Source organism: Rhizohabitans arisaemae, from assembly GCF_025996515.1.
In the GTDB taxonomy this organism is placed as follows: Bacteria; Actinomycetota; Actinomycetes; order Streptosporangiales; family Streptosporangiaceae; genus Rhizohabitans; species Rhizohabitans arisaemae.
The window spans coordinates 668,963-695,393 of the sequence record NZ_BLRH01000029.1 but is presented as its reverse complement, the minus strand read 5'-3'; the positions used below and the strand labels follow the sequence as shown (position 1 = coordinate 695,393).

Below are 26,431 nucleotides of genomic sequence, written 5' to 3'. Positions count from 1 at the left end.
CGCCGGGTCGGTCCCGGGCCGGCGACGGCGAATCGCATCCGGCCGTACCGCCCGCGGACGGGCAGGTCAGGGTGCCGACTCCAGCATCTCGGCCGAACTGGGCGGGATACGCGGGACGGGCCGCTCCAGCCGGTCGAACGCCTCGGGTACCGCGGTCGTCCAGCTGATCGCGTCGAACACGTGCGGCCTGGTGAAACCCTGCTCGGACATGCCGGCGACCAGCTCCCGGAGCGGTTCGTACAGTCCCCACGGGTCCAGCAGGACCAGGGGTTTGGCGTGGAAGCCGAGCACCCGCGCGGTCCAGATCTCGAAGAGCTCCTCCAGGGTGCCGATCCCGCCGGGCAGCACCAGGAAGGCGTCGGAGCGGGCGTCCATGACGCCTTTGCGCTCCCGCATGTCCGCCGTGACGATCAGCTCGTCCGCGTCCTCGTCGGCGACCTCGATCCCGGTCAGGGCCCGCGGCAGCACCCCGACGGTGCGGGCGCCGGCCTCCCTGGCCGCCCGCGCCACCGCGCCCATGCAGGAGACCCGGCCCCCGCCGCTCACCAGGGTGTGGCCACGGCGGCCGATCTCGGTGCCGACCTCGGCCGCCAGGTTGAGGTACTTGGGGTCGATCCGCTGATTCGACGCGCAGAACACGCAGATCGCCAAGCCCACCAAGGCCTCCTGAAGTCGTGCTTTTTCCACAACCCTATAGCTCGGTGCCGTTTCTCCTCTGCGGATCGGTCCTCCGGATGATCTCGACGGCGCGCTCCACGTCGTCCACGACCTGGATCAGGGCGAGATCGGCGGAAGCGATCTTCCCGGTCGCGACGAGGGTCTCGCGGATCCACTCCACCAGTCCGCCCCAGAACGCCGAGCCGATCAGGACGACCGGGAACGAGGTGACCTTCCCGGTCTGGACCAGGGTGAGCGCCTCGAACGTCTCGTCCATGGTGCCGAACCCGCCGGGCAGCACGACGAAGCCGCAGGCGTACTTCACGAACATGGTCTTGCGCACGAAGAAGTAGCGGAACTCGACGCCGAGGTTGACGTAGTCGTTCATGCGCTGCTCGAACGGGAGCTCGATCCCCAGGCCCACCGAGACGCCGCCGGCCAGGAGTGCACCCTTGTTGGCCGCCTCCATGCAGCCGGGGCCACCCCCCGTGATCACCGCGTAGCCGTTGGCGACGAGGGCGGCGCCGAGTTGTTCGGCCATGTCGTACTCCGGCGAACCAGGCCTGCTGCGCGCCGATCCGAAGACGCTGACGGCCGGCCCGACCTCGGCGAGGGAGCCGAAGCCGTCGACGAACTCGGCCTGGATACGCAGCACCCGCCACGGATCCATGTGGAGCCACTCGACCGGACCCCGCCGGTCCAGCAGCCGCTGGTCATGTGTCGTGTCCGGGACGAGATCCCCTTTGGCGAACACGGGCCCCTGGCGGTGTTCCCGGGCGTCGATCTCGTCCGTCGACTGCGAATCGTTCATGGACGTCACCGTAGCCAGCCGACCGGCCCCGCACCCGCCGGGGCACGCGATTCGGCGACATCTTCCGCCGGGGTCCGCGCCGTACAAAGAATCTTGAACTTAACGGAACCGGCCGCTCGCCGGGTCGCGTCTAAGGGCCGAGGGTGCTGCTCGGGATTGAAAAAAATGGCTCTCCACGCCACATGGCCGGCGCGGAGAGTCATTTTCATGCCGGCGTCAGCTCAGCCAGTCGCGCATCCGGCGCTCGCACTCCTCGATCAACGGCAGCTCCGCGTACTCGTCCCGGGTGTGCGCCAGGTTCGGATCCCCCGGACCGTAGTTGACCGCGGGCACCCCGAGCGCCGAGAAGAACGCGACGTCGGTCCACCCCAGCTTGGCCCGCGGGGTCTCGCCGATCGCCTTGACGAACGCGGCGGCGACCGGGTGGTCCAGGCCGGGGCGCGCCCCGCCGACACCGTCGGTGAACCGCACCTCGAAGGCGTCGAAGAGCGTGGCGACGTAGTCGCGCGCCCGCTCCAGGGAGAGGTCGGGGGCGAACCGGTAGTTGACCTCGACCGTGCACTCGTCCGGGATCACGTTGCCCGCGACCCCGCCCCGGACGGACACGGCGTTCAATCCCTCGTGGTACTCGAGCCCGTCCACGACGGGCTGCCGCGCCGTATAGGAGTTGAGCAGGTCCAGCACGCGGGAGGCCCCGTGGATCGCGTTGAGCCCGAACCAGGAGCGCGCGCTGTGCGCGCGCTTGCCCCTGACCGTCACCTCGGCCCGGAGGGTGCCCTGGCAGCCCCCCTCGATCAGGCCGCCCGTCGGCTCCATCAGCACGGCGAAGTCGCCCGCGAGCCAGTCGGGATGGGTACGGCTGAGGCGGCGCAGGCCGTTCCGCTCGGCCTCGACCTCCTCGCAGTCGTAGAAGACGTAGGTGACGTCCCTGGACGGCTCGGGGACCGTCGCCGCGAGCTTGAGCGCCACCGCGACGCCCGCCTTCATGTCGGAGGTGCCGCAGCCGTACAGCCGGTCCCCCTCCAGCCGCGACGGCAGGTTGCCGGCGATCGGGACGGTGTCGATGTGCCCCGCCACCACGACGCGCTCGGCGCGCCCGAGGCCGGTCCGGGCGACGACCGCGGCGCCGTCCCGCAGCACGGTGAGGTGCCCGTACGGGCGTAGCGCCGCCTCGATCGCGTCGGCGAGGGGCCCCTCGTCGCCGCTCACCGACTCAACGTCCACGATCGCCGCGGTGAGCCCGCCCACGTCCTGTGCCAAATCCAGCCGCATGGGCAAGCACACTATCGGCTAGGCGTTCACCCCGTGCTGCCGGAGGACGTCGTTGAGCTCGGCCTTGTCGTGCCGCTGCCCGGCCTCCAGGCGCTTGAGCACCAGGACGCAGGGGAGACCGAAGGTTCCGCCGGGGAACTCCTTGGGCCGGGTCCCGCCCACCGCGACGCACCAGTCGGGGATGTGGCCCCGGCCGATCTCCTCGCCGGTCTGGGTGTCGATGACCGGCATCGTGGCGGACAGGATCGTGCCGGCCCCGACGACGGCGCCCCGGCCGACCCGGGCCCCTTCGACGATCATGCTTCGGGAGCCGATGAGCGCCTCGTCCTCCACGACGACCGGTACGGCGTTCGGGGGCTCCAGCACCCCGCCGATGCCCACGCCGCCGGACAGGTGGACGTTCTTCCCGATCTGGGCGCACGACCCGACCGTCGCCCAGGTGTCCACCATGGTGCCGGAGTCGACGTAGGCGCCGATGTTCACGAAGGACGGCATCAGCACGACGCCCGGGGCCAGGTGCGCGCCCCAGCGCGCGATGGCCCCCGGCACCACCCGGACCCCCTCCAGGTGGGTCTTGAGCGGGATCCGGTCGTGGTAGTGGAAGTCGCCGACCTGGGCCCGGGACATCCCGAGTACCCGGAAGCTCAGCAGAATCGCCCGCTTCGCCCGCTCGTCCACGACCACCCCGCCGTCGGCCGGGTCGACGAAGGCGACCCGGGCCGCCCCGGTGTCGAGGGCGTCCACCGCGGCGGTCACGACCTTGCGGGCGTCGAGGTCCTCGGGGGTCAGCTCCGCGCGACGCTCCCAAAGATCATCGATATCAGCCGACAACGGGCTGTCAAAAGGCTTGCTCATGGCAGGCGAGCCTATAGCGCGCCAAGAGAGCCGCAAGGACAGGTAGGTTCAAGGGCGTGCGACGGAGACTTTCCCGCGGAGTCACCACCATCGCGATCATCGTTCTGGTCCTGGCCGTGGCGATCGCGGCCGGGGTGTACCTTCTGCTCAACCGAGCCAGGCCGTTTGTCGCGAGCCAGCGCTGCGAGGTGACCACCCCTGAGGGCAGCCTGTCCCTTGACATCGACCAAGCCCAGGTCACGGCCACAATCGCCGCGGTGGCCGCGCGACGGAAGTTGCCGGAACGGGCTGTGGTGATCGCATATGCGACGGGGATCCAGGAGTCCAAACTCCGCAACCTCCCGTTCGGTGACCGCGACTCAATTGGGATCTTTCAACAACGACCCTCTCAAGGATGGGGAAAGCCTGACCAACTACTTGATCCGGTGTATACGACGGAGCGGTTCTTTTCCGCCTTGGTGAGGGTAAAGGACTACCGGAAACTTCCCCTGCACATCGCCGCGCAAGCCGTACAGCGCTCCGCGGACGGCAACGCCTACGCCCAGCACGAGCCGGACGCCAAAATCCTGGCCGCGGCCTTCACCGGCCGGATCCCCAAAGCGGTCAACTGCTGGTTCGCCGCCCCCAAGGCGACCCCGACCCCGCACACGCACCTCGACGAGGCGCGGGCCGAGCTCAAGCGGGCGCTCGGATCGGGGACCAGCCCCGCGTCCGAGCAGCAGGGGTGGCTCATCGCCTCCTGGTCGGTGACGCACGCCCAGCGGTACAACCTCCGCTCGGTCGGCTACTCCGGCGAGCGCTGGACCGCCCTTACGGGCCTGGACGGCTGGCAGGCGGACACGACCGCGGGCAAGACGGCCGTCGAGCTCCGCTGACCGGGCGGATCAGCTCCGCGGGTGGATCCGCAGCGACCCCGGCGAGACCGGGGTCGCGTAGGCCGACCGCCACATCTCCCCCTGGACGCGCTGGAAGGAGAGGGAGCGGCCGTCCTCCGCCTGATAGTCGGCGAAATCGAGGAGGCCGCGTTCGGGGTGCCCGGTGGTGCCGTCGGACCGGAAGGCCGCGGTGCCCCGTTCCACCGGGAAGTACTCCACCCCTTCGACGAGGAGGGTGTGCTTGGCGGGGACCATCCCCTGCGTGGGCACCGGAGTCCAGACGAGGACCTCCAGATAGGATGGATCGGTGGAGACCAGCCCGGGTCGTTCCTCGACCGAGAGCCACCGATATCCGCGCTTCCCGTCGTCCATGAGGTACTCCACCCATTGGCTCCCCTTACGGGTGAGGTAGAGCGCCCCGATGGCCCGGTACCGCACGCCCTGGCAGTCGATGACGTCGCCCACCTTGATGGTACGCGGGTCGACGAAGTCGGGGGGCGCGGACAGGATCGTGGGCTGGGTCACCTCGGCGGGCAGCCGGTGCGGACCCGTGATCGCATTGGTGGTGGCATGGATGGGATCCGGAGGTGCGGTCCCCTCGGACCCGCCCTTCCGGTCTTGCCGCGCCACAGCCACGAGTGCGAACATAATGACGATAATCGTGACTATGCTCAAGCCAAGTACGACCGCGATGGTCATGCCCGGGGATATTAGCGGAGCCGGGTAACAGCCGCATCGACCCGTTCGTCGCTCGCGGTAAGGGCTATCCGAATATGCCCGTGTCCGGCCGGCCCGTAGAAGTCCCCCGGAGCCACCAGAACACCGCGCTCGGCGAGCATCCGGACCTGCTCCCAGGAGTCGCAGTGCTCCCCATCGGGTCCCGTCCGGGTGGCCCAGAGGTAGAGCCCGGCGCTTGAGTGCTCGATCCGCCACCCCGCCGCCTCCACCGCGGGCCACAGGCGCGCGCGGCGGGCGAAGTAGCGTTCCCGCTGCTCCCGCTCGTGCTCGTCGTCGGAGAGGGCGGCGACCACGGCCGCCTGAACCGGGGCGGGCACGATCATGCCCAGGTGCTTGCGGAGCTCCAGCAGCCGGGAGACCACCGCCGGGTCGCCGGTGACGAACCCCGCGCGGTAGCCCGCGAGGTTGGACCGCTTTGACAGAGAGTGAACGGCCAGCAGTCCCTCGTGCGAGCCTTCGCAGACATCGGGATGCAGAATCGAGACCGGTTCGATATCCCAGCCGAGCGAGATGTAGCACTCGTCCGAGGCGACGACGGCGCCCCGCTCCCGGGCCCACGCGACGACCTTCCTCAGGTGCTCGACGGGCAGGACCCGGCCGGTGGGGTTGGACGGGGAGTTCACCCAGACCAGGGGCGTGCGCTCCGGTCCCAGCGCGAGCAGGCCGTCGGTGGCGTGCGCGCGGGCCCGCGCCAGCCGTACCCCCACGTCGTAGGTGGGATAGGCGAGCTCGGGGATGACCACGGTGTCGCCGGGGCCGACCCCGAGCAGCGTCGGCAGCCAGGCGACCAGCTCCTTGGAGCCGATGGTCGGCAGGACGTCCTTGGGATCGACCGCGACCCCGTGCCGACGGGCGAGCCAGCCGGCCACGGCCTCCCGCAGCGGAGCGGTCCCGTGGGTGAGCGGATAGCCCGGGCTGTCGGCCGCCGCGGCGAGCGCGGCCTGGGCGACGGCGGGAACCGGGTCCACCGGGGTACCGACCGACAGGTCGACGATCCCGTCCGGATGGGCCTGCGCGAGTGCTTTGTACGGCGCCAGCCGGTCCCACGGGAAATCGGGTAGTCCGTATCGGTCGGCGGAACCCTGGTCCGCCCCTGCGCCGAACGCCATGATCAGGTGGCTCCTTCCCATGTCGCACGTGGCCGCCGAGTCAGCCTCCGCCGCGGCCACGTCCTTCCCAGGGCCCGGACCACCCTCCTGCGGCGGTACGGGCCTATCAGTGATCTTCCCCCTGCGGCGGAAGCGCGGCGACGACCGGGTGGTCCTTGTCGATCTTGCCTACCTTGGAGGCGCCACCCGGCGAACCGAGGTCGTCAAAGAAGTCCACGTTCGCCCGGTAGTAGTCCTTCCACTGCTCGGGCACGTCGTCCTCATAGAAGATCGCTTCAACGGGGCACACCGGCTCGCACGCCCCGCAGTCCACACACTCGTCGGGGTGGATGTAGAGCATACGGGCACCTTCGTAGATGCAGTCGACAGGGCACTCTTCGATGCACGCCTTGTCCAGCACATCCACGCACGGCTGCGCGATGACGTAGGTCACCTCGGACTCCTCTTTCTCCCGGCCTTCGTATGACTACCGTGGGGCTTGTCACGCCCTAGTATTGCCGTGCCAGGCCAGTGGCTTGAACCCGAGGGGGCGAATACGGCATGACCCCACAATTCTCCGCCCGTTTCGCCGTCTCCGTCACCCCTTCCGACGTGGGAAGCCGCGTCAGTCTTCGCAGACGGGTCACCGGCGGTTTCGGCGACGTCGTCGGGGTGCTGGAATCCTGGGAGAACGGGGTGCTCTCGGTCCGCCGACGCGACGGCTCACTCACCGAAGTCCTCCAGGTCACGCTTGTGGCCGGCAAGGTGGTGCCGATGAGCGCGCCTCCTCGACGCAACCGCTCATAGACCCCACTATAAGAGCGTAGTGTGACCAGACCTGCTACGGGGGTAAGCAGTGAGGCGGACTTGGACGCGTCGTTCGGCTGTGGCACTCGGAGCGGTGGGGGCGCTGACCGCGGTGACCGCGTGCGGTTCGCCGTCGGCACCCGCAAAGCCCGGCATCGCCGTCAAACCGGCCACGGCGACCTCCGTCGCCGACTTCGGCGGGATGGACGGCCTGATCGAGGCCGCGCGGAAGGAGGGTGAGCTCAACGTCGTCGCCCTCGCCCCCGACTGGGCCAACTACGCCGAGATCATCGACACCTTCTCCGACAAGTACGGGATCAAGGTCAACTCGGCCGAACCGAACGCCGGAAGCCAGGGGGAGATCGACACCGCGGCCAGGCTCAAGGGGAGCAACCGGGCGCCCGACGTGTTCGACCTGGCGACGGACGTCGCGATCGGCAACTCCGGGCTCTTCGCCCCGTACAAGGTCCGCACCTGGCACGACATCCCGGACGAGCGGAAGGCGCCCGACGGCGCCTGGTTCGGCGACTACGGCGGCTACCTGTCGATCGGCTACGACAGCGCCAAGATCCCGCCCATCGCCTCGATCAAGGACCTGACGCGCCCGGACCTGAAGGGCAAGATCGCGCTCAACGGCGACCCCAGGGCCTCGGACTCGGCCTTCTACGGGGTCGTCGCCGCGGCGCTGGGCAACGGCGGCTCCGCCGACAACGTCAAGCCGGGCGTGGAGTTCTTCAACCGGCTCGCCAAGGCCGGGAACCTGACGTCCGTCCACCCCACGAAGGCGACGATCGAGAGCGGCCGGACCCCGGTCGTCCTGGACTGGGACTACCGCAACTCCTTCCCGGCCAAGGAAGGGGTCACCTGGAAAGTCGTGATCCCCAAGGACGCCACGACCGGGACGTACTACGCGCAGGCCGTCAACAAGACGGCGCCGCATCCGGCGGCGGCCCGGCTCTGGCAGGAGTTCCTCTACTCCGACGAGGGCCAGAACCTCTTCCTGAAGGGCCGTACCCGGCCGATCCGCCTGGAGGCGATGCAGAAGGCGGGCACCGTGGACAAGGCCGCGCTGGCGCTGCTGCCCACCGCCGGGTCGCCGGTCTCGCTCACCATCCCCCAGGCCGACACCGCCAAGGAATACGTCTCCGCCCACTGGGCCGGAAACTGACCCGTCGATCCGCCGCTCCACGGACACGCCGTACCGAGCCCGGCACGCACGCCCAAGGTGCCTGACCTGCCGATCTGTCCGGTCTCCGGCATGGTTGTCCACGATACGACCACACTTATGCCCCACCTGTCCTACAGGCCCTAATCTGTCCTACAGCTGACGTGGGGGGCACGTCGTATCGGAATGTGAGCTTGATTATCTTGCGATTTGAATCTATGGGCGGTACGACGCGGTGGAACTCCCGCGCGTACGACAGCTCCTTCGGCTACGTCTCCGCGCACGGAGCCCCGCTCGTGGAACTGCTCGACCCCGGCCCCGGCGAGCGCATCGTGGACCTGGGCTGCGGCACCGGCGTGCTGACCGCGGAGATCGCGGCCCGGGATGCCCGGGTCCTGGGGATCGACGGAGCCCCTTCGATGATCGAGGCGGCCATGTCGCATTACCCGGGAATCGACTTCGTCGTCGCCGACGGATACGACTTCACCGTCGCGGAGCCGTACGACGCGGTCTTCTCGAACGCCGCGCTGCACTGGATGGCACGCGACCCCGACCGGGTGATCTCACGGGTCCACGCCGCGCTACGGCCCGGCGGGCGATTCGTCGCCGAGATGGGCGGCGCGGGCAACTGCGCGGCGCTCATCGCCGCCATGCACACCGCCTGGCGGGAGTACGGCCTGCCCGAGCCGGAGCTGCCGTGGTACTTCCCCACCCCCGCCGAGTACGCCGCACGGCTGGAGGCCGCAGGCTTCACCGTCCGGCTCCTGGAGTACTTCGACCGGCCCACGCCCCTGGACGAATGCCCCGGCGGCGCCGCCGACTGGGTGCGCATGTTCGCCGGAACCCTGCTGGAAGGGGTGGCCGCCGAGGCGGTCGACCCGCTTCTGCTCCGGCTTAACGAGCTGGCCGCGCCCGCGCTCCGGCGGGAGAGCGGCTGGATGGCCGACTATGTCCGGCTCCGGTTCGCCGCGGTTCGCCGATAGCGGTGTTCTTTGCGATGCCTCACACTGATTTTTAAGCGGCACGCATACTAATGTCCCCCTCAGGACTCGAACCGTGAGAGGCGGAGAACACCGATGAACTTCTGTCTGAGTGATCTCGTGCCTCCCCTGCGCTGGGGGGATTCCACGCAGTTCATCGAGCTCACCGGCTTCGGTGGACTTCCGCCCGCGTGGTGGCGGTCACTGCCGCTGACCGAGGTCTTCACCAGGGTCGGTCCCGGTCCCGTCTGCGACCTGCTCACCGACCTCTCGCTGACCCGATGGCCCTCGACCGCGGTCGGCGACATCCTGCCCGCCCTGTACGCCACGACACCCCGGACGCAGACCTGGTCCGACGCCGCCCGGGGAGCGCTGGAGCGGGTCGGCTCCTGGCAGAATCTCGTCTCGCTCACCCCGCAGGCGCTCCGGGATCTGACCCCGGACCGCTCCACGGCGTTGATCCGCGCCGTCTACTGGGAGGCCGTCGGCCTCTTCCCCACCGCGCTCACCGCCGCCGGCCCCGCCATCGCCTCCCCGGTCGGGGTCCTGCTCGACTGGCTCCCCGAGTGGGCGCCGCAGCAGATCCGCGACGCGCTCGACGAGCTGGCCGCCGCCGTCGCCGCGGCCGGAGCCGCCCCCGCCGCCGCGCGACCGGGCGGCACCCCGGTGGCCGCGGGCGCCCCGGCGGCCCCCGTACCGGCGAACCCGGCGGGGCGTCCGGAGACCGCCCAGGCCGCGCCGCAGCCGGAGCGCCGCGGCGGCGAACTCGTCGCCGTCCGAGGATCGGCCACCTCGCTCGTCCCGCTGATCGACGCGTCCTTCGCCAACCTCAGCGACCTGCAGTGGGCCGTCGCCCAGAACCGCCTCTTCACCGACGCCCCCGGGGCACCCGAGCAACTCGCCAAACTCTTCGCCGTCCCCGTGGAGGAGATCCACCACCTCGAAGCCGAGCTCAGGGCCCAGCTCTCCGCCTGGCTGACCGACCCGGCCACGACCGCCTACGCGGCGCACCTGTCCGCGATCACCGCCTCGCTCGGCGTCGCCGCGCCGCTCACCCGCCTCGCCGCCTTCGCCGACTGGCATCAGGAGGAGGTCCAGGCGCTGGGGGTTCCCGCCTGGCAGTTCGTGCTCGCCACGCTTCCCGGGCACAGCCTGCAGAACCGATGGCTGGTCACCGGGGACATCACCCAGCTGCACGACAGGACCCGGCAAGTGATCATCAGTGCGAAGGAGCCGCCGACGGTCAGCCAGGCCCTGGCGCTCGTCTCGACGCTGGGCATCCATCCCGAACACGCCAAGGAGTGGCTGCAGAGCGTGCCGCAGCTGCGCATCCTCGGCGCGGACGAGTTGTCGCCGCAGGCCCCCGCGAACGCCCCACCGCCCGCCGGCGCGGTCCCGCCCGTCCCCGCGGACCAGCCGTTCCCGGTGCCCGTCGCCGTGGGCGCCGTACCGTCCGCGGGCGCCGCCTCGCCGATGCCGGCGCCGGCGCCCCCCACCGCGCTCCCCCTTCCGCCGCCCGCCCCGCCCGTGCCCGTCCCGGCCCATCCGGGTGCGCCCGCCCCACTTGTCCCCGTCGCGACCCCTCCGGGTGCGCCTGCCCCACTTGTCCCCGTCCCGGCCCCGACGGGCGCGCCTGCGCCGCAGGCGACGCCCGTACCCGTCGGGCACGCGGTCCCCGTCCCGGTCGGCGCTCCGGCGGGTCCGCGGCTCGACCCGCTCGGCCTGCCGGTCGCCCCGGCCGGGCCGCCCGCCGACCCCCTCGGCCTGCCGCCGCGGCAGGCGTACCCGGATACGCCGGGTCACGGATTCCCCGGCGCCGGTGTGCCGTACGCCCCGCCGCCCGAGGCCGCCGGGCCGATGCCCCACAAAGACGTCTCTCTCACCCGGCGCTGCTTCCGCCAGCCGGACGGCCGGTGGTGGATGCGCATCGACGTCGAGGACGGCCATCTGCACGGCGCGGAATGCCCGCTGCCCGGCGGTTTCGCGGCGTACCTGGGCCTGGCCCCCGGGGACAGCCGGACCGTGGCAGGGACCGCGGGCGGCCTCACCCTCACCTGGGGGGAGCAGCCGACGCTCAACTCCCTCCAGCGGCTCCTGCTGGAGTGCGGCGGCCGCGAAGGGGACCACCTCTTCTGGACGTTGTCCGACGACGGCATCCTGCGGACCCGCCACCTGCCGGGCCCCGACCCGCGGATGCCTCCGCCGGACCAAGCCCTGTACCTCGTCGGGTACACGGCGCCCATCGAAGACAAGGAACAAGCCATGCGGATCGTCGCCGCCAGAATCGGCATGGCGGGTCATCTCGATCCGGATGGTCTCCTGGCCCGGCTGAACGAACGCGGTGACCGCGACATCCTCGCCCTGCTGACCACCCACTGATGCCCAGAATCGCGATCTCCCCGGACTTCCTCGCGGAGCTGGAGAGGCTGACCCCCCAAGCCGGACAGGCCGTCGTCGACGCGCTGACGGCCGTCCTCCGCGGCGACCCCGCGGCGCCGTACCCCGAACGGGTGCGGAACTCACCCGACGCCCGCCTGCACACGATCCGCCTCGGCGCGCTGCTGCGCGGCGTCGTGGTCGTCCCGCCCCAGGGGGACGTCCACTGGCTGCTCTCGGTCCTGACGGACGACGAGGCGCACGCGTACGCCCGGCGGCACCGGATCACCATCAGCCGGACCGTGGGGACGGTGGAGATCTGGGACACCGAGCTCCTCGCCAAGGTGATCCCGGCCCTCAAGCGGGCGGCCGAACGGACCTCGGCCCGTCTGTTCGACCATGTGAGCGATCCGGTGCTGGTCCGCCTCGGCGTCGACGAACAGGTGATCCCGCTGATCCGGCTGCTCGGCTCCGAATCCCACCTGCGGGCGATCGAGCCGATCCTGCCGGAGTCTCAGTTCCGGCCGCTCGACGAGATCGCGCGGGGCAAGAAGGTGAGCGGAGACCCGGTCCCCGACGCCGCCTACGACGACGACCTGGTGGCGGCGCTGGAACGCTCACCGCACCTGGCCGCCTTCGCCGAGAACGAGGACGAGCTCCTGCCGATCCTGACCTCCCCGGACTGGCGGACCTTCCTCACCCCCGAGCAGCGCGACCTCGCCCGCCACGACCCCTACGACACCCCCGTCCTGGTGACCGGGGGGCCGGGCACGGGCAAAACCCTCGTCGCGCTCCACCGGGCGGCCCACCTCGCCACCGAGGGCCACCGCGCCGCACGGGAAGGCCCCATCCTCATCGCCACCTACAACCGGAGCCTCGCCTCCCGGCTGGAGGGCACCCTGGAGGTGCTGATCAAGGACGAGGAGATCCGCAAGCGGATCGAGGTGCTCAACGCGGACCGCCTGGCCCAGCGCATCGTCACCCAGGCCGACGGCGCCGCGGCCCGGCTCGCCAGCAGTGCCGAGGTGGAGGGGCTCTTCGCCGAGGCCCCCGAGAGCGGCCAGGGGCCAGCCTTCCTCCGGCACGAGTGGGAGCAGGTGGTGCTCGCCCAGAACCTGCGGACCGAGGACGAATACCTCCGGGCCCGGCGGTTCGGGGTCCCGCTCGACCCGGGTCGGCGGGCACGCGTCTGGCGGGCGATCGGCTACGTCGTGGAGCGGCTGGGGGAACGCGGGCGCTGCACCTGGCTCCAGCTCGCGGCTCGCGCCGCCGACCTGATGGCGCGGAGCACCGGCGACCTGCTCGCCCCGGACCCCCCGGCGAGTCGCCCGTACCGGCACGTCATCGTGGACGAGGCCCAGGACCTGCATCCGGCGCAGTGGCGCCTGCTGCGGGTCGTGGTTCCCACCGGACCCGACGACCTGTTCGCGGTCGGCGACCCCTATCAGCGGATCGGCGGGCATCCCACCTCGCTCTCGGCCATCGGGATCGCGGCGCGGACCCACCGGCTGACCCGCTCCCACCGGATGCCGGAGGAGATCGCCTCCTGGGCGGTACGGCTCCGCGGCGGCGGCCCGGTGGACGGCCTGGTCGACGGGGCGGACAGCCTGCACGGCTACCGTTCGGCGCACCGCGGCGAACGTCCGATGATCGTCGCTTTCAGCAACCGGGCCAACGAACTAGACGGCTTGGTCGCCCGGCTACAAGAATGGCTTGACGACGGGGTTGACCCAGCGGGCATCGCCGTCACAGCCCGAACAAGCGATCTCGTCCGCGAGGTCCGGACCGTGCTGGAGGCCGCCGAGATCCCTGTGACATCGCTCCCGGGTTCCACACCGAGGGTGGCTGTCGGCATGATGCAGAGCATGAAGGGTCTGGAGTTCCATCGGGTGGCCGTGATCGGCGCGGATCTCGTTCCCGTGACCACGGACTCCCCGGACCCGATCGTGCGCGCTCAGGAACTCACCCGGGAGCGTGCTTTGCTGTTCATGGCGTGCACCCGCGCTCGGGAAATGCTTTACCTGTCGTACTCGGAGAGTCCAAGTCCGTTCCTGCCATCGTGATTACATACTCTGAACTGCGGATATATCCCCTGTGTCGTCTGGATCCACATGAACCTCAGCCTGAGCGACATCGTGCCGCCCCTGCGCTGGACACCGGCCAGCCAGGTCGCATCCGTCGCGACTGACCCGCGCCTCCCTGATGCGTGGTGGCAGGCGCTACCCCTGGCACGCGCCATCGACCTCATCGGCATCCCGCAGATCAGCATCTATCTGGCGGAGATCACGCGTGGGAGCTGGGGTCACGTCCTCGTCGGCGACATCCTCCCGGCGTTGCACTTCATCCCCCAAGGCACCGGAATCGACTTCGAGGCGCTCGCCGGCGACCGGCACCGCCTCCTCACCGGAACCGCCGAAGGGCTCCCCCCCGAAGTCCTGCGGACCCTGTTCGCCGAGACGCTGAACCGCCTGGCGGCCTCGATCGCCGGTGAACCCGAGCCCTCCGCGGAACCCGAACCCACGCCGCCGGTCAAGCGGGTCGCCACGCCCACCACCCTGCCCGAGATCCTCGACAGCGCCTTCTACGACATCGACGAACGCCAGCGCGTCATCGCGCGCAGCCGGACGTACGGCGACGAGCGGCTCACCCTCGACGAACTCGCCCAGCGGTTCGACGTCACCCGGGAACGGGTCCGGCAACTCGAACGCGACCTGCGCGAACACGTCGACACCTGGCTGCAGGGGAACACCGCCGCCCCGGTCGTCACCCATCTCAACCGGCTCCGCGAGGCCCTCGGGGTCGCCTTCCCCCTGGACGTACTCGTCGCCGCCGCGCCCTGGCACACCGCCGAGCTGCCCAGCATCGGGGTGCCCGCCTGGCGGGTCGTCCAGTCCGTGCTGGGCTACGAGCCCTCCGACGGCTGGCTCGTCCTCGGCGGCGCCGAGACCCTCCGGGAGAAGACCCGGCAGCTCATCACCGACGGCCCACGCCCCATCCCGGAGGCCCTGGAGCTGATCGCCCAGATCGGGATCCGCCCCGACGTCGCCGAACGCTGGCTCGGCTCGGTGCCGCAGATCAAGATCCTCGGCGATCACGTCGCCCCATGGCCGCGGAGCGTGAGCGAAAAGGCCGACGCCGTGCTCAGCCTGGCCGGTCACCCGCTCTCCCCCGAGGAGATCCAGGAGCGGATCGGCGAGGACTACAGCCTGGTCGGCATCCGCAACCAGCTCACGGCCGACAACCGCTTCATCCGCCTCGACCGCAACAAGTACGGGCTCAGCCGCTGGGGCGGCGAGGAGTACCTCGGCATCCGCGAGATGATCGTCCGTGAGATCGAGCGAGCCGGCGGCGAGGCCGAGGTCAACGCGATCGTGGCCCGGCTGACCGAACGGTTCGACGTCAGCGAGAGCTCGGTACGGGCCTACGCCGGCGGGCCCGGGTTCGAACGGACCCAGCGCGGGTGGATCCGGGTGGCCGCGGGCGGCCCGGCGCAGCCGTACCAGCCCCGCAGGGACGTCGCCGCGACCCGCCGGTGCTTCCGCGGGCCGGACGGGCGCTGGTGGCACCGGGTCGACCTCAACGCCGAGCACCTGCGCGGATCCGGCTCACCCCTGCCCACCGGGTTCGCCGCCTACCTCGGCATGGCCCCGGGCGGGCAGCTCACCGCCTCGGCCGCCGCCGGCGACGTGCTGATCAGCTGGCACAACCAGCCGACCATGGGCTCGATCCGGCCGATCCTGCAGGAGTACAACGCCGCGGAAGGCGACCACATCTTCCTCACCGTCTCCGACGGGGGCGAGCTGCTTCTGCGCCACCTCCCCGCCTCGGCGGCCGGTCCGCACCTGCCGCCCGCGGTCCGGGCGCTGCACCTGTCCGGATACACCGCGCCCGTCGGCTCCGACGCCGAGGCCATCCGCCTCATCTCCTCCCGCATCGGGCTCGACGAACCACTCGACCTCGACGCGGTGCTGCTCCGGCTCCGGGAACGCGGCGACCGTGACATCCACGCCCTGCTCGGGGGCGCCCCGGATGCGTGAAGCCCGCCCGAGCCCCGTCTTCCTGGCCATCCTCGCCGTCTTCCTCGGGAGCGGAGTCCTGGCCTGGCAGTCCGGGGGACAGGCGGAGTGGGTGGCCCGGCTCGCGGTCTTCGTCTTCGTCATCACCGGATGGGTCGTCTCCCTCTCCCTGCACGAGTTCGGGCACGCGTACCTCGCCTATCGCGGCGGCGACCACAGCGTGGCGTCGAAGGGCTACCTCACCCTCAACCCGCTGAAGTACAGCGACATCGGTCTCTCCTTCGTGCTGCCGATCCTGTTCGTGCTGATCGGCGGGATCGGACTGCCCGGCGGGGCGGTGTACGTCAACCGGGGTGCGATCCCGGGCCGGCTCAGGCACAGCCTGATCTCCGCGGCGGGGCCGGCAGCGAACCTGGTGTTCGCGGTGGCTCTCGCCGCGATCGTGGTCAACCTCACCTCGGACCGGCCCGCCTTCTGGGCCGCACTGGCGTTTCTGGCCTTTCTCCAGGTGACCGCCGCGGTGCTCAACCTGCTCCCGGTGCCCGGACTGGACGGGTTCGGCATCGTCGAGCCCTACCTGCCCGCCCGCTGGGCCCAGGCCGCGGCCAAGGTCGGCGCGTTCGGCTTCCTGGCGCTGATCGCGCTGCTCTGGATCCCGGCGGTGAACCGGGTGTTCTTCACCGGCGTCTTCGCGATCCTTGAGGTGCTGCGGATCGACCCGCATCTGGTCTACGTCGGCGACCGCCTTTTCCGTTTCTGGACATAAACCCGCAAGATGGCATCTGCCGGGGTGTGTCGCTAATGTGCCGTGGGTGAAAAATGACCCACGTGCGGCGTTGATAGTGGACATCCTGGTCGCCGAATTCGGGGAGTCCATGAAGCGGGACCCCGCCGCTTTCCGCCGCAAGTTCCGCAAGATGGCGGCCTCACCGTTCGCCTTCTACCGCGGCTCCGCCTGCCTGTTTTATGCGGATATGACTAGTTCTTACGCGGATGATGCGTTTCTCGATGAGAGGACGCGCCGCGTCTGGATCCACGGTGATCTGCACGCCGAGAACTTCGGGACGTACATGAACTCGTCCGGCGTTCTCGTCTTCAACGTCAACGACTTCGACGAGGCGTACGTCGGCCCCTACCTGTGGGACCTGAAGCGGCTCGTCGCCAGCCTCGCCCTAATCGGGTACGCCAAGGCCCTCTCCGACCTGGCCATCAGCGACCTGATCACCGCGTTCGCCGAGTCCTACCTCGACGCGCTGTGGGCCATCGCCACCGAAGGGGACGACGTCGTCGGTTCGCTCACCCTGGAGACCACGAGCGGGGTGATCCACCGGGTACTCCAGCAGGCACGGCTGAGCACGCGGGTGGCGCTGCTCGACAAGATCACCACCGTGCAGAACCACGACCGGCGCTTCGCCGCCGGGGACGGCGTCCACCTGATCGACGCGCCCACCCGGGCCGCCGTCGAGGAGGCCTTCCACGCCTACCTGCCCACGCTCTCCCCGTCGAGCGCCGCCATGCACCGCCCGATCGCCCACACCGTCAAGGACGTCGTCCTGCGCAAGGGGGTCGGCATCGGCTCCGCCGGTCTGCCGTCCTACAGCGTGCTGCTCGAAGGGCACACCCAGGCGCTGGAGAACGACGTCGTCCTCTACATCAAGCAGGCGCAGACACCCGCGGTCTCCCGGTACGTCACCGACGAGCGGGTGCGCGCCTACTTCCTCCACCAGGGCCATCGGACCGCCGAGTCCCAGCGGGCGCTTCAGTTCAACGCCGACCCCTGGGTCGGCTACACCGAGCTGGACGGGGTGGGTCAGCTGGTGGCCGAGGTCTCGCCCTACAGCGAGGACCTCAGCTGGGACGACGTGAACGAGCCCGACGAGCTCCACTCGACGGTGCACGACCTCGGCCGTGCCGTGGCCCGCATGCACTCGGTCGCCGACGACGAGTCAAGCCACACCCTGGTGGACTTCTGCACCGAGGCCGCCATCACCTCGGTGATCGGCGCGGACCGTGACGGCTTCGTCGGGCTCCTGGTGGACTTCGCCCACACCTACGGGGCGCGCACCCGCCTCGACCACCAGATCTTCGTCGACCTCTTCCGCAACGGGGAGCTGCCCCTGTGACGGCGCCGGGGGAGCCGGCGGACGCGGGCCGGCTCCCCCACCGTGCGCCGGAGCTCACCACGGCCCGCCGGAACCCGGGCCCGGGGAGTCCGCCAGGGCGGGCATGACGGGCACGACCGCGTTGCTGATCCACGCGGACTGGCCCCGGCGGAAGCTCCGCTGCGGACCGACCGTGAGGTAGGGGGCGACCACGGGGAGGTCCCCCGACGGCTCCTCCATCCGCAGCCGGACCGAGGCGCCGTAACACCAGGTCCACGGGGATCCCCAGTATCGGCGCAGATCGCTCACGGTCACCTCCGAGGACGCGGGGACGCGGTGCCGGTCCCCACCCCGCCGGCCGGCCGTCCGGTTCCAGTAGCCGTGGAGGAGCCGGGTGGCGAGCGCCCGGAGCAGGTTGATGGTGTGCGGCACCGAGTCGGGCGGCACTCCGGGCAGGAGCAGCTCCGGCAGCCCGAACCGGTGCAGGCCCGCCGTGACGAGCCGCACGGTCGGCGTCCGCCCGGGTCGTTCCAGCAGGTCCAGCAGCAACTCCCCCGGAACCCAGTCACGGGAGGTCACCGGCCCCGGAGGGGGATCCTCCCACGGCCCGCCGCGACCCCGCACGCGCTCCTCCGCCGGATCCGCGGACGTCCGGGGACCGGCCTCCGGCGCGGGTGAGCGCGTCGACACGATCGCGGGGATGAGCGGGGACCGCCCCAGCACCGGCGGCGCGGCCCCGGAGGACACCCCGACGGGCTCCGGAATCCGAAGCGGGTCCCGGGCGACGGCCTGCGGCACGGCGGGACAGGGCACCCCGCCCGGTAACGGCGGGGTCCGCCCGTCGTCGGGGACGACGAAGACCGCCAGCCAGTCGTCGGAGAGCCGGAACTCACGCCGTTCGGCCAGGCCGCCCGCGAGCGAGACCACCTGGTTGGTCCGGTCGTCGGCGATCACCCCGTCGGTCGCCGCGGCCAGCAGCCGCGCCACCGCCCTCGCCGCCTGCGCCTGCTCGGGCTGGCGCTCCGGCTCGGCCCGAAGTGAGACGAGCAGGTGGTGCCCGGCGCCGAGGAGCCGCTCGGACTCGGACTGGGTGCCGCAGGCCATGGCGAGAAGTCGGAGATACCACCCCGAGGCGCCCGCCGTGGCGGACCGGATCCGCAGCGCGTCGGAAGCCGTCAGGTCGGCGACCACCCCCGCCCAGGGTTCCGGCAGCCGGGCCCGCACCAGGGCCATGGGGTCTTCCGGTGGGTCACAGGTGGCGACGATGAAGTGGGATGCGACGTAGGGGGGCATTTCCAGTGCGATCTGACCGGCCATGGCGTCTCCTCGGGTGGTGCGGTGGGTCACGTCACCAGGGTCACCGGGGAGGGGGGTGCTGTGGGGAGCCGAACGGGCTTCTGTGGAAAGGACCGAACGTTATCCACAGGAACGGGGGTCTTGAACGCTAGGCTCGATCATATGCTCCGGTTGCATGACTCCCGGACCGACCGAATCGAGCCGGTGGCCGCATCGGGGTTCCTGCGCGTCTACACCTGCGGCCCCGCCGCCGGGCGACCGGCCGGCCTCGGTGACCTCCGTCCGTATCTGCTCGCCGACCTGATCCGCCGGGTCGCCGAGTGCCGGGGGCGACGGGTGCTGACCTGCCGCAACCGCGCCGAGGGGGAGGTGACCGGGGCCGAGGAGGACGTCCGGTCCCACCTGGCCGCCTTCGACGCCGACACCTTGGCGCTCAACATCCACCCGCCCGGCTGCCCCGCCGCCGGGCTCGGATCCGTCGACCTGGTGGTCGACCTGATCGCCGCGCTGGTCGAGCGCGGGCACGCCTACATCGTCCAGGACGGGTCGGTGTTCTTCTCGGCGGAGTCCTTCCCCGGCTACGGCGCGATGTCGGGCGGCCGGGTGCACGGCGGACGGGAAGACGACCGAATCGAGGTCGGCGACCCCCGCAAGCGAGGCCACGCGGACTGGGTGCTCTGGGAACCGCGCTCGACCGGACCGTGCCACCTGGCGCCGTGGGGACGGGGCCTGCCCGGCGCGCACGTGGAGTGCTCGGCCCTGCCGCTGGACCACCTCGGCACCCGGATCGACGTCCACGTGGGCGACGCGAGCCTGAGCTTCCCGCACCACGAGAACGTGCGGGCCCAGTCGAACGCGGCGACGGGCCGGGAGACGGTGGGCCACTGGGCGCACACCGCACCGGTGTCCCCGCCGGAGCCGAGTGCCGGGCTCCGGCGGGTCGTGGACGCCGGCCTGGACCCGCTCGCCGTACGGCTCGCGCTGCTTGAGCGGCACCACCGGCACCCGGCGGACCTCACCTGGGACGTGCTCCGGGCGGCCGGCGCCGGACTCGACGACTGGCGCTCGCGGGTCGCCGCGTGGGCGGAGTCCCCGAGCGCGCCCCTGCCCGCCGAGCCGGTCGCCGCCGTGGTCGAGGCCCTGGAGAACGACCTCGACACGCCGCGGGCGCTGCGCCTGCTGGACGGTCTCGGCCGTGATCGGGGCATCGCCCCGGGTGCCCGGTTCGAGGCCTTCATCCACCTGGACCGGATCCTCGGACTCGATCTGGCGCTCCAGGTGGGCCGGGCGGCGCCGGGTTAGCAGGTCGGGCTACAGGTCACGGCCCTGGTCGGGCCGCGGTGACTGCGGCGGCTGCGGCGGCTGGTAGTCCGATCGGGCGGCGGGCGGTGTCTGCGGTGCCCCGGCCGTGGACGGGTGCTGCGGCACGGAGGGGGCGGCCGGCTGCTGGGGAACCTGCGCCGTCGCCGCGGAGACGTGCTCCAGCATCTGCCGTGCCTGCGGTACCAGCGGCGCCGCGCAGAGCACGTCGTACCGGCCGGCCAGAATGGTCTGCACCGAGGTGAAGTCCCGCTGCCCGCCGGTGAACGCGTATCTGATGAGCCCGAAGACGACCCCGAAGATCGCACCCCAGATGGCGCAGTAGACCACGATCCTGAGCCACGCCCCGATGCCGGGGGTGAACAGGGCGAGCAGCAGGCCGACGAACAGACCGATCCACACACCGGTGAGTGCGCCGTACAGAGCCGACTTGGCCCAGTTCAAGCGCCCGGTGACCCGCTCGATCGACCGCAGGTCGGCGCCGACGATCGCGAGGTTCTCCACCGGGAACCTGTTGTCCGAGAGATAGTCCACGGAGCGCTGTGCCTCGGCGTAGGAGGCGTAGGACGCGATCGTCTGTGCGTCCGCCGGAATCGCGGCGAACTTTGGAGCCAGTGGTGATGTCATGAGTCCCCCTTTTCTTCCGGCCTTTCCGCAAAATGCCTGGTAAAACCCGGTTCTAGGGATAAACACCACCAAGCCGCACTCGATCCCTCATCGGGTTCGAGCCGGAAACGCCGCCCCGGCAAGGGAGACGGGCGCTGGGTAATGTGACTGGAAATGGTTTTGGGGTGGAACATACTGATGAACCGCCCCGACGCCGCCCCTGGAGAGTCCCGGTGAAGCTACGCCCGTTCGCCCGTCTGCCTTGGCCTCTGCGGTGGCTCGCCCGGGTCCTCGTGACCCTGCTGGTGCTCACCGCCCTGGTCGCGGCGTTCGCGGTGTGGACCGTCCGGGAGTCCTTCCCCCAGCTGGAGGGTTCGCTCACCGTCAAGGGCCTCTCGGGTCCCGTCACCGTGATCCGGGACCGGTACGGCATCCCGCAGCTCTACGCCGACACCCCCGACGACCTCTTCCTCGCCCAGGGCTACATCCACGCCCAGGACCGCTTCTGGGAGATGGACTTCCGCCGCAAGACCACCGCGGGGCGCCTGTCCGAGCTCTTCGGCGCGAGCACCCTCGACACCGACAAGGTGATCCGCACCCTGGGCTGGCGCCGGACCGCCGAACGGGAGCTGGAGCTCCTCGACCCCGAGACCCGCCGGGTCCTGGACGCCTACGCCAAGGGCGTCAACGCCTGGATGGCCGAACGGCGCGACGCGTTCGGGCGGAGCCTGGAGTACACGGTGCTGAAGCTCACCAACGGCGACTACGCCCCCGAGCCGTGGACCCCGGCCGACTCGGTGGCCTGGCTCAAGGCGATGGCGTGGGACCTGCGCTCCAACATGGAGCAGGAGCTGGCCCGCGCCGTGGCCGCAACGGCCGTGCCCAAGGACCGGGTCGACCAGCTGTGGCCGGAGTACCCGTACGACCGCCACGCGACGATCGTCGACGGGGAGCGGACGGGTTCACCGGCACGCGCCGTGACCGAAGCCCTCACCCCCGGCGTCCCCGCCGTCGCCGAGCCGGCGCTGGCCGGGGCGATCCGCGCGATCCGGCGGGCGCCGAGCCTGCTCGGCGACGGCGCGGGCGGCTCGGGCGGCATCGGCTCCAACTCCTGGGTGGTCGGCGGCGCCCGTACCACGACCGGAAAGCCGCTGCTCGCCAACGACCCCCACCTCGCCCCGCACATGCCTTCCCTGTGGTACCAGGCCGGACTGCACTGCCGGAGCAGGTCGGCCGAGTGCCCGTACGACCTGAGCGGGTTCACCTTCGCCGGCGTGCCGGGCGTGATCATCGGACGCAACCACAACATCGCCTGGGGCTTCACCAACCTCGCCCCCGACGTCTCCGACGTCTACCTGGAGCGACTGCGGGACGGCCGGTACGAGTACAAGGGCGAGTGGCTCCCCGTGGAGACCCGGACCGAGGAGATCAAGGTCGCGGGCGGGCCCCCGGTCCGCGTCGAGGTCCGGTCCACCCGGCACGGGCCGCTGATCTCCGACGTCATCGGGGACGCGCGCCGGGCGGTCCCCGGCGCGGGACGCATCCTCCAGGTCCCCGACGCGACGGCCACTCCGGCCCCACCCGGCCCGTCCGGCCCCGCGCCGGGCGGGGCCGCCGAGACGGCGTACGGCGTCACGCTCCGGTGGACCGCGCTGGAGCCCGGGCGTACCGCCGACGCGATCCTGCGGCTGGCCAAGGCGCAGGACTGGAAGGGCTTCCGGGAGGCCGCCAAGCTGTTCGAGGTTCCGGCGCAGAACCTCCTCTACGCGGATCTGCAAGGCAACATCGGCTACCAGGCCCCCGGCAGGATCCCGGTCCGGACCAAGGGCGACGGCCGCTGGCCGGTGCCCGGCTGGACCGGCGAACACGACTGGTCGGGCTACATCCCCTTCGACAAGCTCCCCACGGTCTACAACCCGGCCAAGGGGTACATCGTCACCGCGAACAACGCGGCCGTCGGAGCCGACCATCCGCTCCTGCTCACCAAGGACTGGGCGTACGGCTCCCGGGCCCAGCGGATCGTCGACCGGCTGGAGGAGGCGTTCGCGGCGGGCAAGGTCGACTTGGAGACGATGGGCCGCATCCAGCTGGACAGCGAGAACGCGCTCGGCCCGGTCCTCGTCCCCTACCTGCTCCGGATCGGCGACCCGACCGGGCTCCTGAGCGGCTGGGACTTCTCCCAGGAGCTGGACTCGGCGCCCGCCGCCTACTTCAACGCGGTCTGGCGGAACCTGCTCGTCGACACCTTCAACGACGAGCTGCCCGAGGACGCCCGGCCCACCGGGGGCGACCGGTGGTTCCAGGTGGTCCGGTCGCTGCTGGGCAAGCCCGACGACCCGTGGTGGGACGACGTCACCACCGCGGGCCGCACGGAGACCAGGGACGACGTGCTGAAGGCCGCCCTCGACAAGGCCCGGCGGGAGCTGGGCGGCGACCCGGCGCACTGGCGCTGGGGTGACCTGCACACGCTGACCCTGGTCAACGACACGTTCGGCACCTCGGGTATCGGGCCGGTCGAGTGGCTGTTCAACCGGGGGCCGATCCAGGTCGGCGGGAACGACGACGCGGTGAACGCGACCGGCTGGAACGTCCAGCAGGGCTACGCGATCGACTCGCTTCCCTCGATGCGCATGCTGATCGACCTGGCGGACCCGGACCGGTCGCGGTGGATCAACCTCACCGGCGCGTCCGGGCACGCCTTCCACGACAACTACTGGGATCAGGCGCTGCTCTGGCGGGACGGGAAGACCACGCCGATGCGCGCCCGCGAGGAGAGCGTCCGCCGCGAAGCCGTACACACCCTCACCCTCACCCCTTGACCCGGCGCCAGCGCAGGGTGCCGCGCACGTACCCCCCGTCGTCAAGGCCGGCCAGGCGCTCGAACGGGTTCCAGGTGGCGAAGTCCCGGCAGAGCAGCCAGGAGACCCCGGCCGCCAGGAGGTAGCAGGGCAGCAGCACGGGTCCCAGGCACGCCGCGTACTGCGTCGCGTGCCGGGCCTCGTGGGCGAGGAGGGCACGGCGGTCGTCGAACCAGCCGTGCGGGAACCGGGTGAGCACCACGTTGCCGACGGTGAACGCGGCCGCCGGCGGCACGGAGAGGCGGTAGCCGTGGGCGAGGAGCAGTCCGTCGGGGCCGCGGCTCACCGCGGCTCCGCCGAGCCTGGCCACCAGCAGCCCGAGCGGCGTCGACAGATTGAGGTAGTTGACGATCCGACGTGCCCGCATATCACCAATTGTCACCCCGATCCGGCCTGCAGGCCCATATGTCCGTACGGCGACAAGCGCGGCCCGGCCTCAGCCGCTCGTGGCGGCCTCCGGCGCGTACCCCGTGTGGTAGTCCCCCGCGAAGTAGAGCAGCGGCGGCTCGGCCGGGTCGCGGAGAATGACGTCGGCGACCTCGCCCACCACGATCGAGTGGTCACCCGCGTCGTGGACCGTCCGGATCCGGCATTCGAGGGTGGCCAGGGCGCTGTCCAGCAACGCCGCCCCGGTGTGCGGCCCGCGGTGAAACGCCCGGCCGTCGAGCTGGTTCTCCGGCGACCGGCCCCGTACGGCGAACGCCCGGGAGTCGCCTTCGCCGCCCGCCCCCAGGATGGAGACGCCGAAGAACCGGCTCCGCAGCACGACGTCGTGGAAGCGGCCGACCCGGTTCGCGCAGAACAGCACGAGGAGCGGGTGCAGGGAGACCGAGGTGAAGGAGTTGACCGTCATGGCGTGGTCGACGTTTTCGTGCACGGTGGTCACCACGGCGATGCCGGTGGCGAAACGCCCGACCACGCGACGGTAAACGGAGGGGTCGACGTCCATCCGGCGGTCAATCGGGCAGTGGGTCGGAGCCGGGCAGCTGCCGGGTCGTCCACGGCCGGGCGCTCTTGGTAAGCAGCACCGCCGCCAGGACCATGAGGGCGCCGCCGTACAGGTAGACGTAGCCCGCGAGATTGGCGGCGATCACCAGGTCACCCTCGCCACGCGGGGTGGAGAACAGGAAGGAGACGATGAGCCAACCGGCCGCCGGGGTGAACGCGGCGAGTTTCGACCGCATCGACCATCCCGCCCAGAGCAGGACGGTAAACAGGAAAAGCACCAAACCCACCGCGGACGCCGGAACCCCACCGAGATACCAGCCATGCTGAAATCCTCCGACAAATCCTGTCATGACGCCCAACATGAAGAGCATGCCGTAAACGGCGCCGGTAAGGAACGCCTCATTTCTGCGAGATCGCGCCGGAGGTGCCGACGGCTCCTCCACCGAATCGGCCGACTCCCGACCCACGGTGTGATCCGGCACTTCGGGCTCCTGAGACTCCCCCATGAACGCCAGGCTATCCGCTCACGACGGGCACACCCGCGAACAGATCGCGCTCCCGTCCCACGCCGTCGGCGAGTCCCCGCTCCCCCTCGGCCAGGATGTAGAACTCCCGGCCGAGCGCCTCCTGCCCGACCCCGTCCGAGAGCGCGTACCACGGCGCGTCCACGCTCACCTGGGTCGCGTGCGCGCGCAGGGCGTCCAGCTTGGCGCCGAGCAGGCCCGTCGCGTCGACCTCGGTCGTCACCGCCTCGTCCGCGCAGCCCGGCCCCGGATCCTCCGGGGGAAGCGCGAAGGCGGACCCGCTCCGTTTGAGCCGCCCCGCCGACGCGACCAGCTCCGAGCGGGGCACCGCGGTGAGATAGAACTTGGCGATCGACCAGGGCTCGCCCGTACCGAACGAAGGATCCGCGGCGAGCTCCCGAGCCCACCGCGAGACCCGGTGCGCCTGGATGTGGTCGGGATGGCCGTAGAAGCCGTTCGCGTCGTAGGTCACCAGCACCTGCGGGCGCACCTCGCGGATCACCCGCACCAGCTCGCCCGCCGCCTCGTCCACGTCCGCTTGCCAGAAGCAGTCCACCCGGTCGTTGCTCGCCAGCCCCATCATCCCCGAGTCCCGCCAGCGGCCCGCACCGCCGAGAAACCGGTGGTCGGACACGCCGAGCGCCCGGCACGCGGCGGCCAGCTCACCGACACGGTGCTCGCCCAGACGGTCCTCGCGGTCCACCGCCAGATGCCGGAGATCTGGGGGGATGACCTCACCCTCCTCCCCCAAGGTGCAGGTCACCAAGGTGACATGAGCCCCCTCGGCCGCGTACTTGGCCATGGTCGCCCCGGTCCCGATCGACTCGTCGTCGGGGTGCGCGTGGACCAGGAGCAGCCGGCGGTCGTCGCCCGTTCGCGCGCTCATGAGCGGGAGCCTACTCGGATCGGCGCGGGACGCCAGGGGGCGGGTACGGGTCCGCGGATCCCGGAGGCACCCGGCAAAGATCTTCGCGGGGAAGATTCCCGACCTCATCTGGTGGCAGGATGGGACGCCACACACGAGCGAGCCAGGAGACACACCGCCGACCCGGCCGTGTCGACGCCCGCGCCTCGGGCACGATCTGCCGGAGCGCACCCGGCGGCCTGGGCAAGCTCCCGGGACCACGACGTGGAGAG

The 26,431-nt window shown here is 71.1% G+C and carries 24 protein-coding genes; 11 read left to right on the top strand and 13 right to left on the bottom strand.

Going from position 1 to position 26,431, the window contains the following annotated elements; genetic code table 11:
• Positions 1-66: 66 nt before the first annotated feature.
• The 4 genes from RUR_RS14660 to RUR_RS14645 all read right to left on the bottom strand — a co-directional run bounded on the left by RUR_RS14660 (position 67) and on the right by RUR_RS14645 (position 3,595).
• Entirely contained in the window at positions 67-657 is a 591-nt protein-coding gene (locus tag RUR_RS14660; protein ID WP_428846996.1) for an LOG family protein, read from the bottom strand.
• Between the two features lie 34 nt (positions 658-691).
• Positions 692-1,468, bottom strand: coding sequence for an LOG family protein (locus RUR_RS14655; protein WP_283135569.1), 777 nt, complete (start codon positions 1,466-1,468; stop codon positions 692-694).
• Positions 1,469-1,684: 216 nt separating this feature from the next.
• Positions 1,685-2,740 carry a succinyl-diaminopimelate desuccinylase gene (gene dapE / locus RUR_RS14650; protein WP_283135568.1) on the bottom strand — a complete coding sequence of 352 codons (1,056 nt, stop codon included), beginning with the start codon at positions 2,738-2,740 and terminating at the stop codon, positions 1,685-1,687.
• 18 nt (positions 2,741-2,758) lie between these two features.
• Positions 2,759-3,595 (bottom strand): 2,3,4,5-tetrahydropyridine-2,6-dicarboxylate N-succinyltransferase, encoded by an 837-nt coding sequence (locus tag RUR_RS14645; RefSeq protein ID WP_283135567.1) that lies wholly within the window; start codon positions 3,593-3,595, stop codon positions 2,759-2,761.
• A 56-nt stretch (positions 3,596-3,651) separates the two neighbouring features.
• On the opposite strand from RUR_RS14645, the gene RUR_RS14640 reads away from it, so the two are divergent.
• Positions 3,652-4,470 carry a hypothetical protein gene (locus RUR_RS14640; RefSeq protein WP_283135566.1) on the top strand — a complete coding sequence of 273 codons (819 nt, stop codon included), beginning with the start codon at positions 3,652-3,654 and terminating at the stop codon, positions 4,468-4,470.
• Between the two features lie 9 nt (positions 4,471-4,479).
• Here the strand turns inward: RUR_RS14640 and RUR_RS14635 are convergent, their stop codons facing one another.
• The 3 genes from RUR_RS14635 to fdxA all read right to left on the bottom strand — a co-directional run bounded on the left by RUR_RS14635 (position 4,480) and on the right by fdxA (position 6,750).
• Positions 4,480-5,118: a DUF4178 domain-containing protein gene (locus RUR_RS14635; protein WP_283135565.1), complete on the bottom strand. Its 639-nt coding sequence runs from the start codon at positions 5,116-5,118 to the stop codon at positions 4,480-4,482.
• A 62-nt stretch (positions 5,119-5,180) separates the two neighbouring features.
• Complete coding sequence (gene dapC, locus RUR_RS14630) at positions 5,181-6,317, bottom strand: succinyldiaminopimelate transaminase (protein WP_283135564.1); 1,137 nt, start codon at positions 6,315-6,317, stop codon at positions 5,181-5,183.
• A gap of 106 nt (positions 6,318-6,423) precedes the next feature.
• The gene (fdxA, locus tag RUR_RS14625) at positions 6,424-6,750 is read right to left on the bottom strand and encodes a ferredoxin (protein WP_283135563.1); all 327 of its coding nucleotides are present in this window, start codon (positions 6,748-6,750) and stop codon (positions 6,424-6,426) included.
• Positions 6,751-6,857: 107 nt separating this feature from the next.
• Between fdxA and RUR_RS14620 the strand changes: the two genes are divergently transcribed.
• From RUR_RS14620 to RUR_RS14585, 8 genes are all read left to right on the top strand, one after another.
• Complete coding sequence (locus tag RUR_RS14620; protein WP_283135562.1) at positions 6,858-7,103, top strand: putative acetyltransferase; 246 nt, start codon at positions 6,858-6,860, stop codon at positions 7,101-7,103.
• A 79-nt stretch (positions 7,104-7,182) separates the two neighbouring features.
• On the top strand, positions 7,183-8,271 hold the full coding sequence (locus RUR_RS14615) for an ABC transporter substrate-binding protein (RefSeq protein ID WP_283135561.1): 1,089 nt from the start codon (positions 7,183-7,185) through the stop codon (positions 8,269-8,271).
• Positions 8,272-8,486: 215 nt separating this feature from the next.
• A complete protein-coding gene (locus tag RUR_RS14610; protein ID WP_283135560.1) occupies positions 8,487-9,251 on the top strand; it encodes a class I SAM-dependent methyltransferase in 765 nt (254 codons plus the stop codon).
• Between the two features lie 93 nt (positions 9,252-9,344).
• Positions 9,345-11,627, top strand: coding sequence for a hypothetical protein (locus RUR_RS14605; protein WP_283135559.1), 2,283 nt, complete (start codon positions 9,345-9,347; stop codon positions 11,625-11,627).
• Positions 11,627-13,687 carry a UvrD-helicase domain-containing protein gene (locus tag RUR_RS14600; RefSeq protein WP_283135558.1) on the top strand — a complete coding sequence of 687 codons (2,061 nt, stop codon included), beginning with the start codon at positions 11,627-11,629 and terminating at the stop codon, positions 13,685-13,687. The genes RUR_RS14605 and RUR_RS14600 overlap by 1 nt, the downstream gene beginning before the upstream one ends.
• Before the next feature lie 48 nt (positions 13,688-13,735).
• Entirely contained in the window at positions 13,736-15,661 is a 1,926-nt protein-coding gene (locus RUR_RS14595) for a sigma factor-like helix-turn-helix DNA-binding protein (RefSeq protein ID WP_283135557.1), read from the top strand.
• Complete coding sequence (locus RUR_RS14590; RefSeq protein ID WP_283135556.1) at positions 15,654-16,406, top strand: site-2 protease family protein; 753 nt, start codon at positions 15,654-15,656, stop codon at positions 16,404-16,406. Before RUR_RS14595 ends, RUR_RS14590 begins: the two co-directional genes overlap by 8 nt.
• A gap of 46 nt (positions 16,407-16,452) precedes the next feature.
• Positions 16,453-17,763, top strand: coding sequence for a DUF2252 domain-containing protein (locus tag RUR_RS14585; protein ID WP_283135555.1), 1,311 nt, complete (start codon positions 16,453-16,455; stop codon positions 17,761-17,763).
• Between the two features lie 54 nt (positions 17,764-17,817).
• On the opposite strand, the gene RUR_RS14580 is transcribed toward RUR_RS14585, so the two are convergent.
• Positions 17,818-19,059: a hypothetical protein gene (locus RUR_RS14580; RefSeq protein ID WP_283135554.1), complete on the bottom strand. Its 1,242-nt coding sequence runs from the start codon at positions 19,057-19,059 to the stop codon at positions 17,818-17,820.
• A 141-nt stretch (positions 19,060-19,200) separates the two neighbouring features.
• Here RUR_RS14580 and RUR_RS14575 point away from each other — a divergent pair, with 141 nt between their 5' ends.
• Complete coding sequence (locus RUR_RS14575; RefSeq protein ID WP_283135553.1) at positions 19,201-20,340, top strand: cysteine--tRNA ligase; 1,140 nt, start codon at positions 19,201-19,203, stop codon at positions 20,338-20,340.
• 9 nt (positions 20,341-20,349) lie between these two features.
• Here the strand turns inward: RUR_RS14575 and RUR_RS14570 are convergent, their stop codons facing one another.
• Positions 20,350-20,985 (bottom strand): YflT domain-containing protein, encoded by a 636-nt coding sequence (locus tag RUR_RS14570; RefSeq protein WP_283135552.1) that lies wholly within the window; start codon positions 20,983-20,985, stop codon positions 20,350-20,352.
• A 212-nt stretch (positions 20,986-21,197) separates the two neighbouring features.
• Between RUR_RS14570 and RUR_RS14565 the strand changes: the two genes are divergently transcribed.
• Complete coding sequence (locus tag RUR_RS14565) at positions 21,198-23,783, top strand: penicillin acylase family protein (protein WP_283135551.1); 2,586 nt, start codon at positions 21,198-21,200, stop codon at positions 23,781-23,783.
• On the opposite strand, the gene RUR_RS14560 is transcribed toward RUR_RS14565, so the two are convergent.
• The 4 genes from RUR_RS14560 to mshB all read right to left on the bottom strand — a co-directional run bounded on the left by RUR_RS14560 (position 23,773) and on the right by mshB (position 26,180).
• On the bottom strand, positions 23,773-24,189 hold the full coding sequence (locus RUR_RS14560; RefSeq protein WP_283135550.1) for an eCIS core domain-containing protein: 417 nt from the start codon (positions 24,187-24,189) through the stop codon (positions 23,773-23,775). The two genes, RUR_RS14565 and RUR_RS14560, sit on opposite strands and share 11 nt — an antisense overlap.
• Before the next feature lie 69 nt (positions 24,190-24,258).
• Entirely contained in the window at positions 24,259-24,771 is a 513-nt protein-coding gene (locus tag RUR_RS14555; protein WP_283135549.1) for a flavin reductase family protein, read from the bottom strand.
• Positions 24,772-24,778: 7 nt separating this feature from the next.
• Positions 24,779-25,141, bottom strand: coding sequence for a DUF6113 family protein (locus tag RUR_RS14550; RefSeq protein WP_283135548.1), 363 nt, complete (start codon positions 25,139-25,141; stop codon positions 24,779-24,781).
• Positions 25,142-25,286: 145 nt separating this feature from the next.
• On the bottom strand, positions 25,287-26,180 hold the full coding sequence (gene mshB / locus RUR_RS14545; protein ID WP_283135547.1) for an N-acetyl-1-D-myo-inositol-2-amino-2-deoxy-alpha-D-glucopyranoside deacetylase: 894 nt from the start codon (positions 26,178-26,180) through the stop codon (positions 25,287-25,289).
• Positions 26,181-26,431: the final 251 nt, after the last annotated feature.

Bases quoted from the DNA above. Each gene is read 5' to 3' on its own strand.
- RUR_RS14655 (WP_283135569.1), bottom strand. From the start codon at position 1,468: ATGAACGATTCGCAGTCGACGGACGAGATCGACGCCCGGGAACACCGC.
- dapE (WP_283135568.1), bottom strand. From the start codon at position 2,740: ATGCGGCTGGATTTGGCACAGGACGTGGGCGGGCTCACCGCGGCGATC.
- RUR_RS14645 (WP_283135567.1), bottom strand. From the start codon at position 3,595: ATGAGCAAGCCTTTTGACAGCCCGTTGTCGGCTGATATCGATGATCTT.
- RUR_RS14635 (WP_283135565.1), bottom strand. From the start codon at position 5,118: ATGTTCGCACTCGTGGCTGTGGCGCGGCAAGACCGGAAGGGCGGGTCC.
- dapC (WP_283135564.1), bottom strand. From the start codon at position 6,317: ATGGCGTTCGGCGCAGGGGCGGACCAGGGTTCCGCCGACCGATACGGA.
- RUR_RS14620 (WP_283135562.1), top strand. From the start codon at position 6,858: ATGACCCCACAATTCTCCGCCCGTTTCGCCGTCTCCGTCACCCCTTCC.
- RUR_RS14610 (WP_283135560.1), top strand. From the start codon at position 8,487: ATGGGCGGTACGACGCGGTGGAACTCCCGCGCGTACGACAGCTCCTTC.
- RUR_RS14605 (WP_283135559.1), top strand. From the start codon at position 9,345: ATGAACTTCTGTCTGAGTGATCTCGTGCCTCCCCTGCGCTGGGGGGAT.
- RUR_RS14600 (WP_283135558.1), top strand. From the start codon at position 11,627: ATGCCCAGAATCGCGATCTCCCCGGACTTCCTCGCGGAGCTGGAGAGG.
- RUR_RS14595 (WP_283135557.1), top strand. From the start codon at position 13,736: ATGAACCTCAGCCTGAGCGACATCGTGCCGCCCCTGCGCTGGACACCG.
- RUR_RS14590 (WP_283135556.1), top strand. From the start codon at position 15,654: ATGCGTGAAGCCCGCCCGAGCCCCGTCTTCCTGGCCATCCTCGCCGTC.
- RUR_RS14580 (WP_283135554.1), bottom strand. From the start codon at position 19,059: ATGGCCGGTCAGATCGCACTGGAAATGCCCCCCTACGTCGCATCCCAC.
- RUR_RS14575 (WP_283135553.1), top strand. From the start codon at position 19,201: ATGCTCCGGTTGCATGACTCCCGGACCGACCGAATCGAGCCGGTGGCC.
- RUR_RS14570 (WP_283135552.1), bottom strand. From the start codon at position 20,985: ATGACATCACCACTGGCTCCAAAGTTCGCCGCGATTCCGGCGGACGCA.
- RUR_RS14560 (WP_283135550.1), bottom strand. From the start codon at position 24,189: ATGCGGGCACGTCGGATCGTCAACTACCTCAATCTGTCGACGCCGCTC.
- RUR_RS14555 (WP_283135549.1), bottom strand. From the start codon at position 24,771: ATGGACGTCGACCCCTCCGTTTACCGTCGCGTGGTCGGGCGTTTCGCC.
- RUR_RS14550 (WP_283135548.1), bottom strand. From the start codon at position 25,141: ATGCTCTTCATGTTGGGCGTCATGACAGGATTTGTCGGAGGATTTCAG.
- mshB (WP_283135547.1), bottom strand. From the start codon at position 26,180: ATGAGCGCGCGAACGGGCGACGACCGCCGGCTGCTCCTGGTCCACGCG.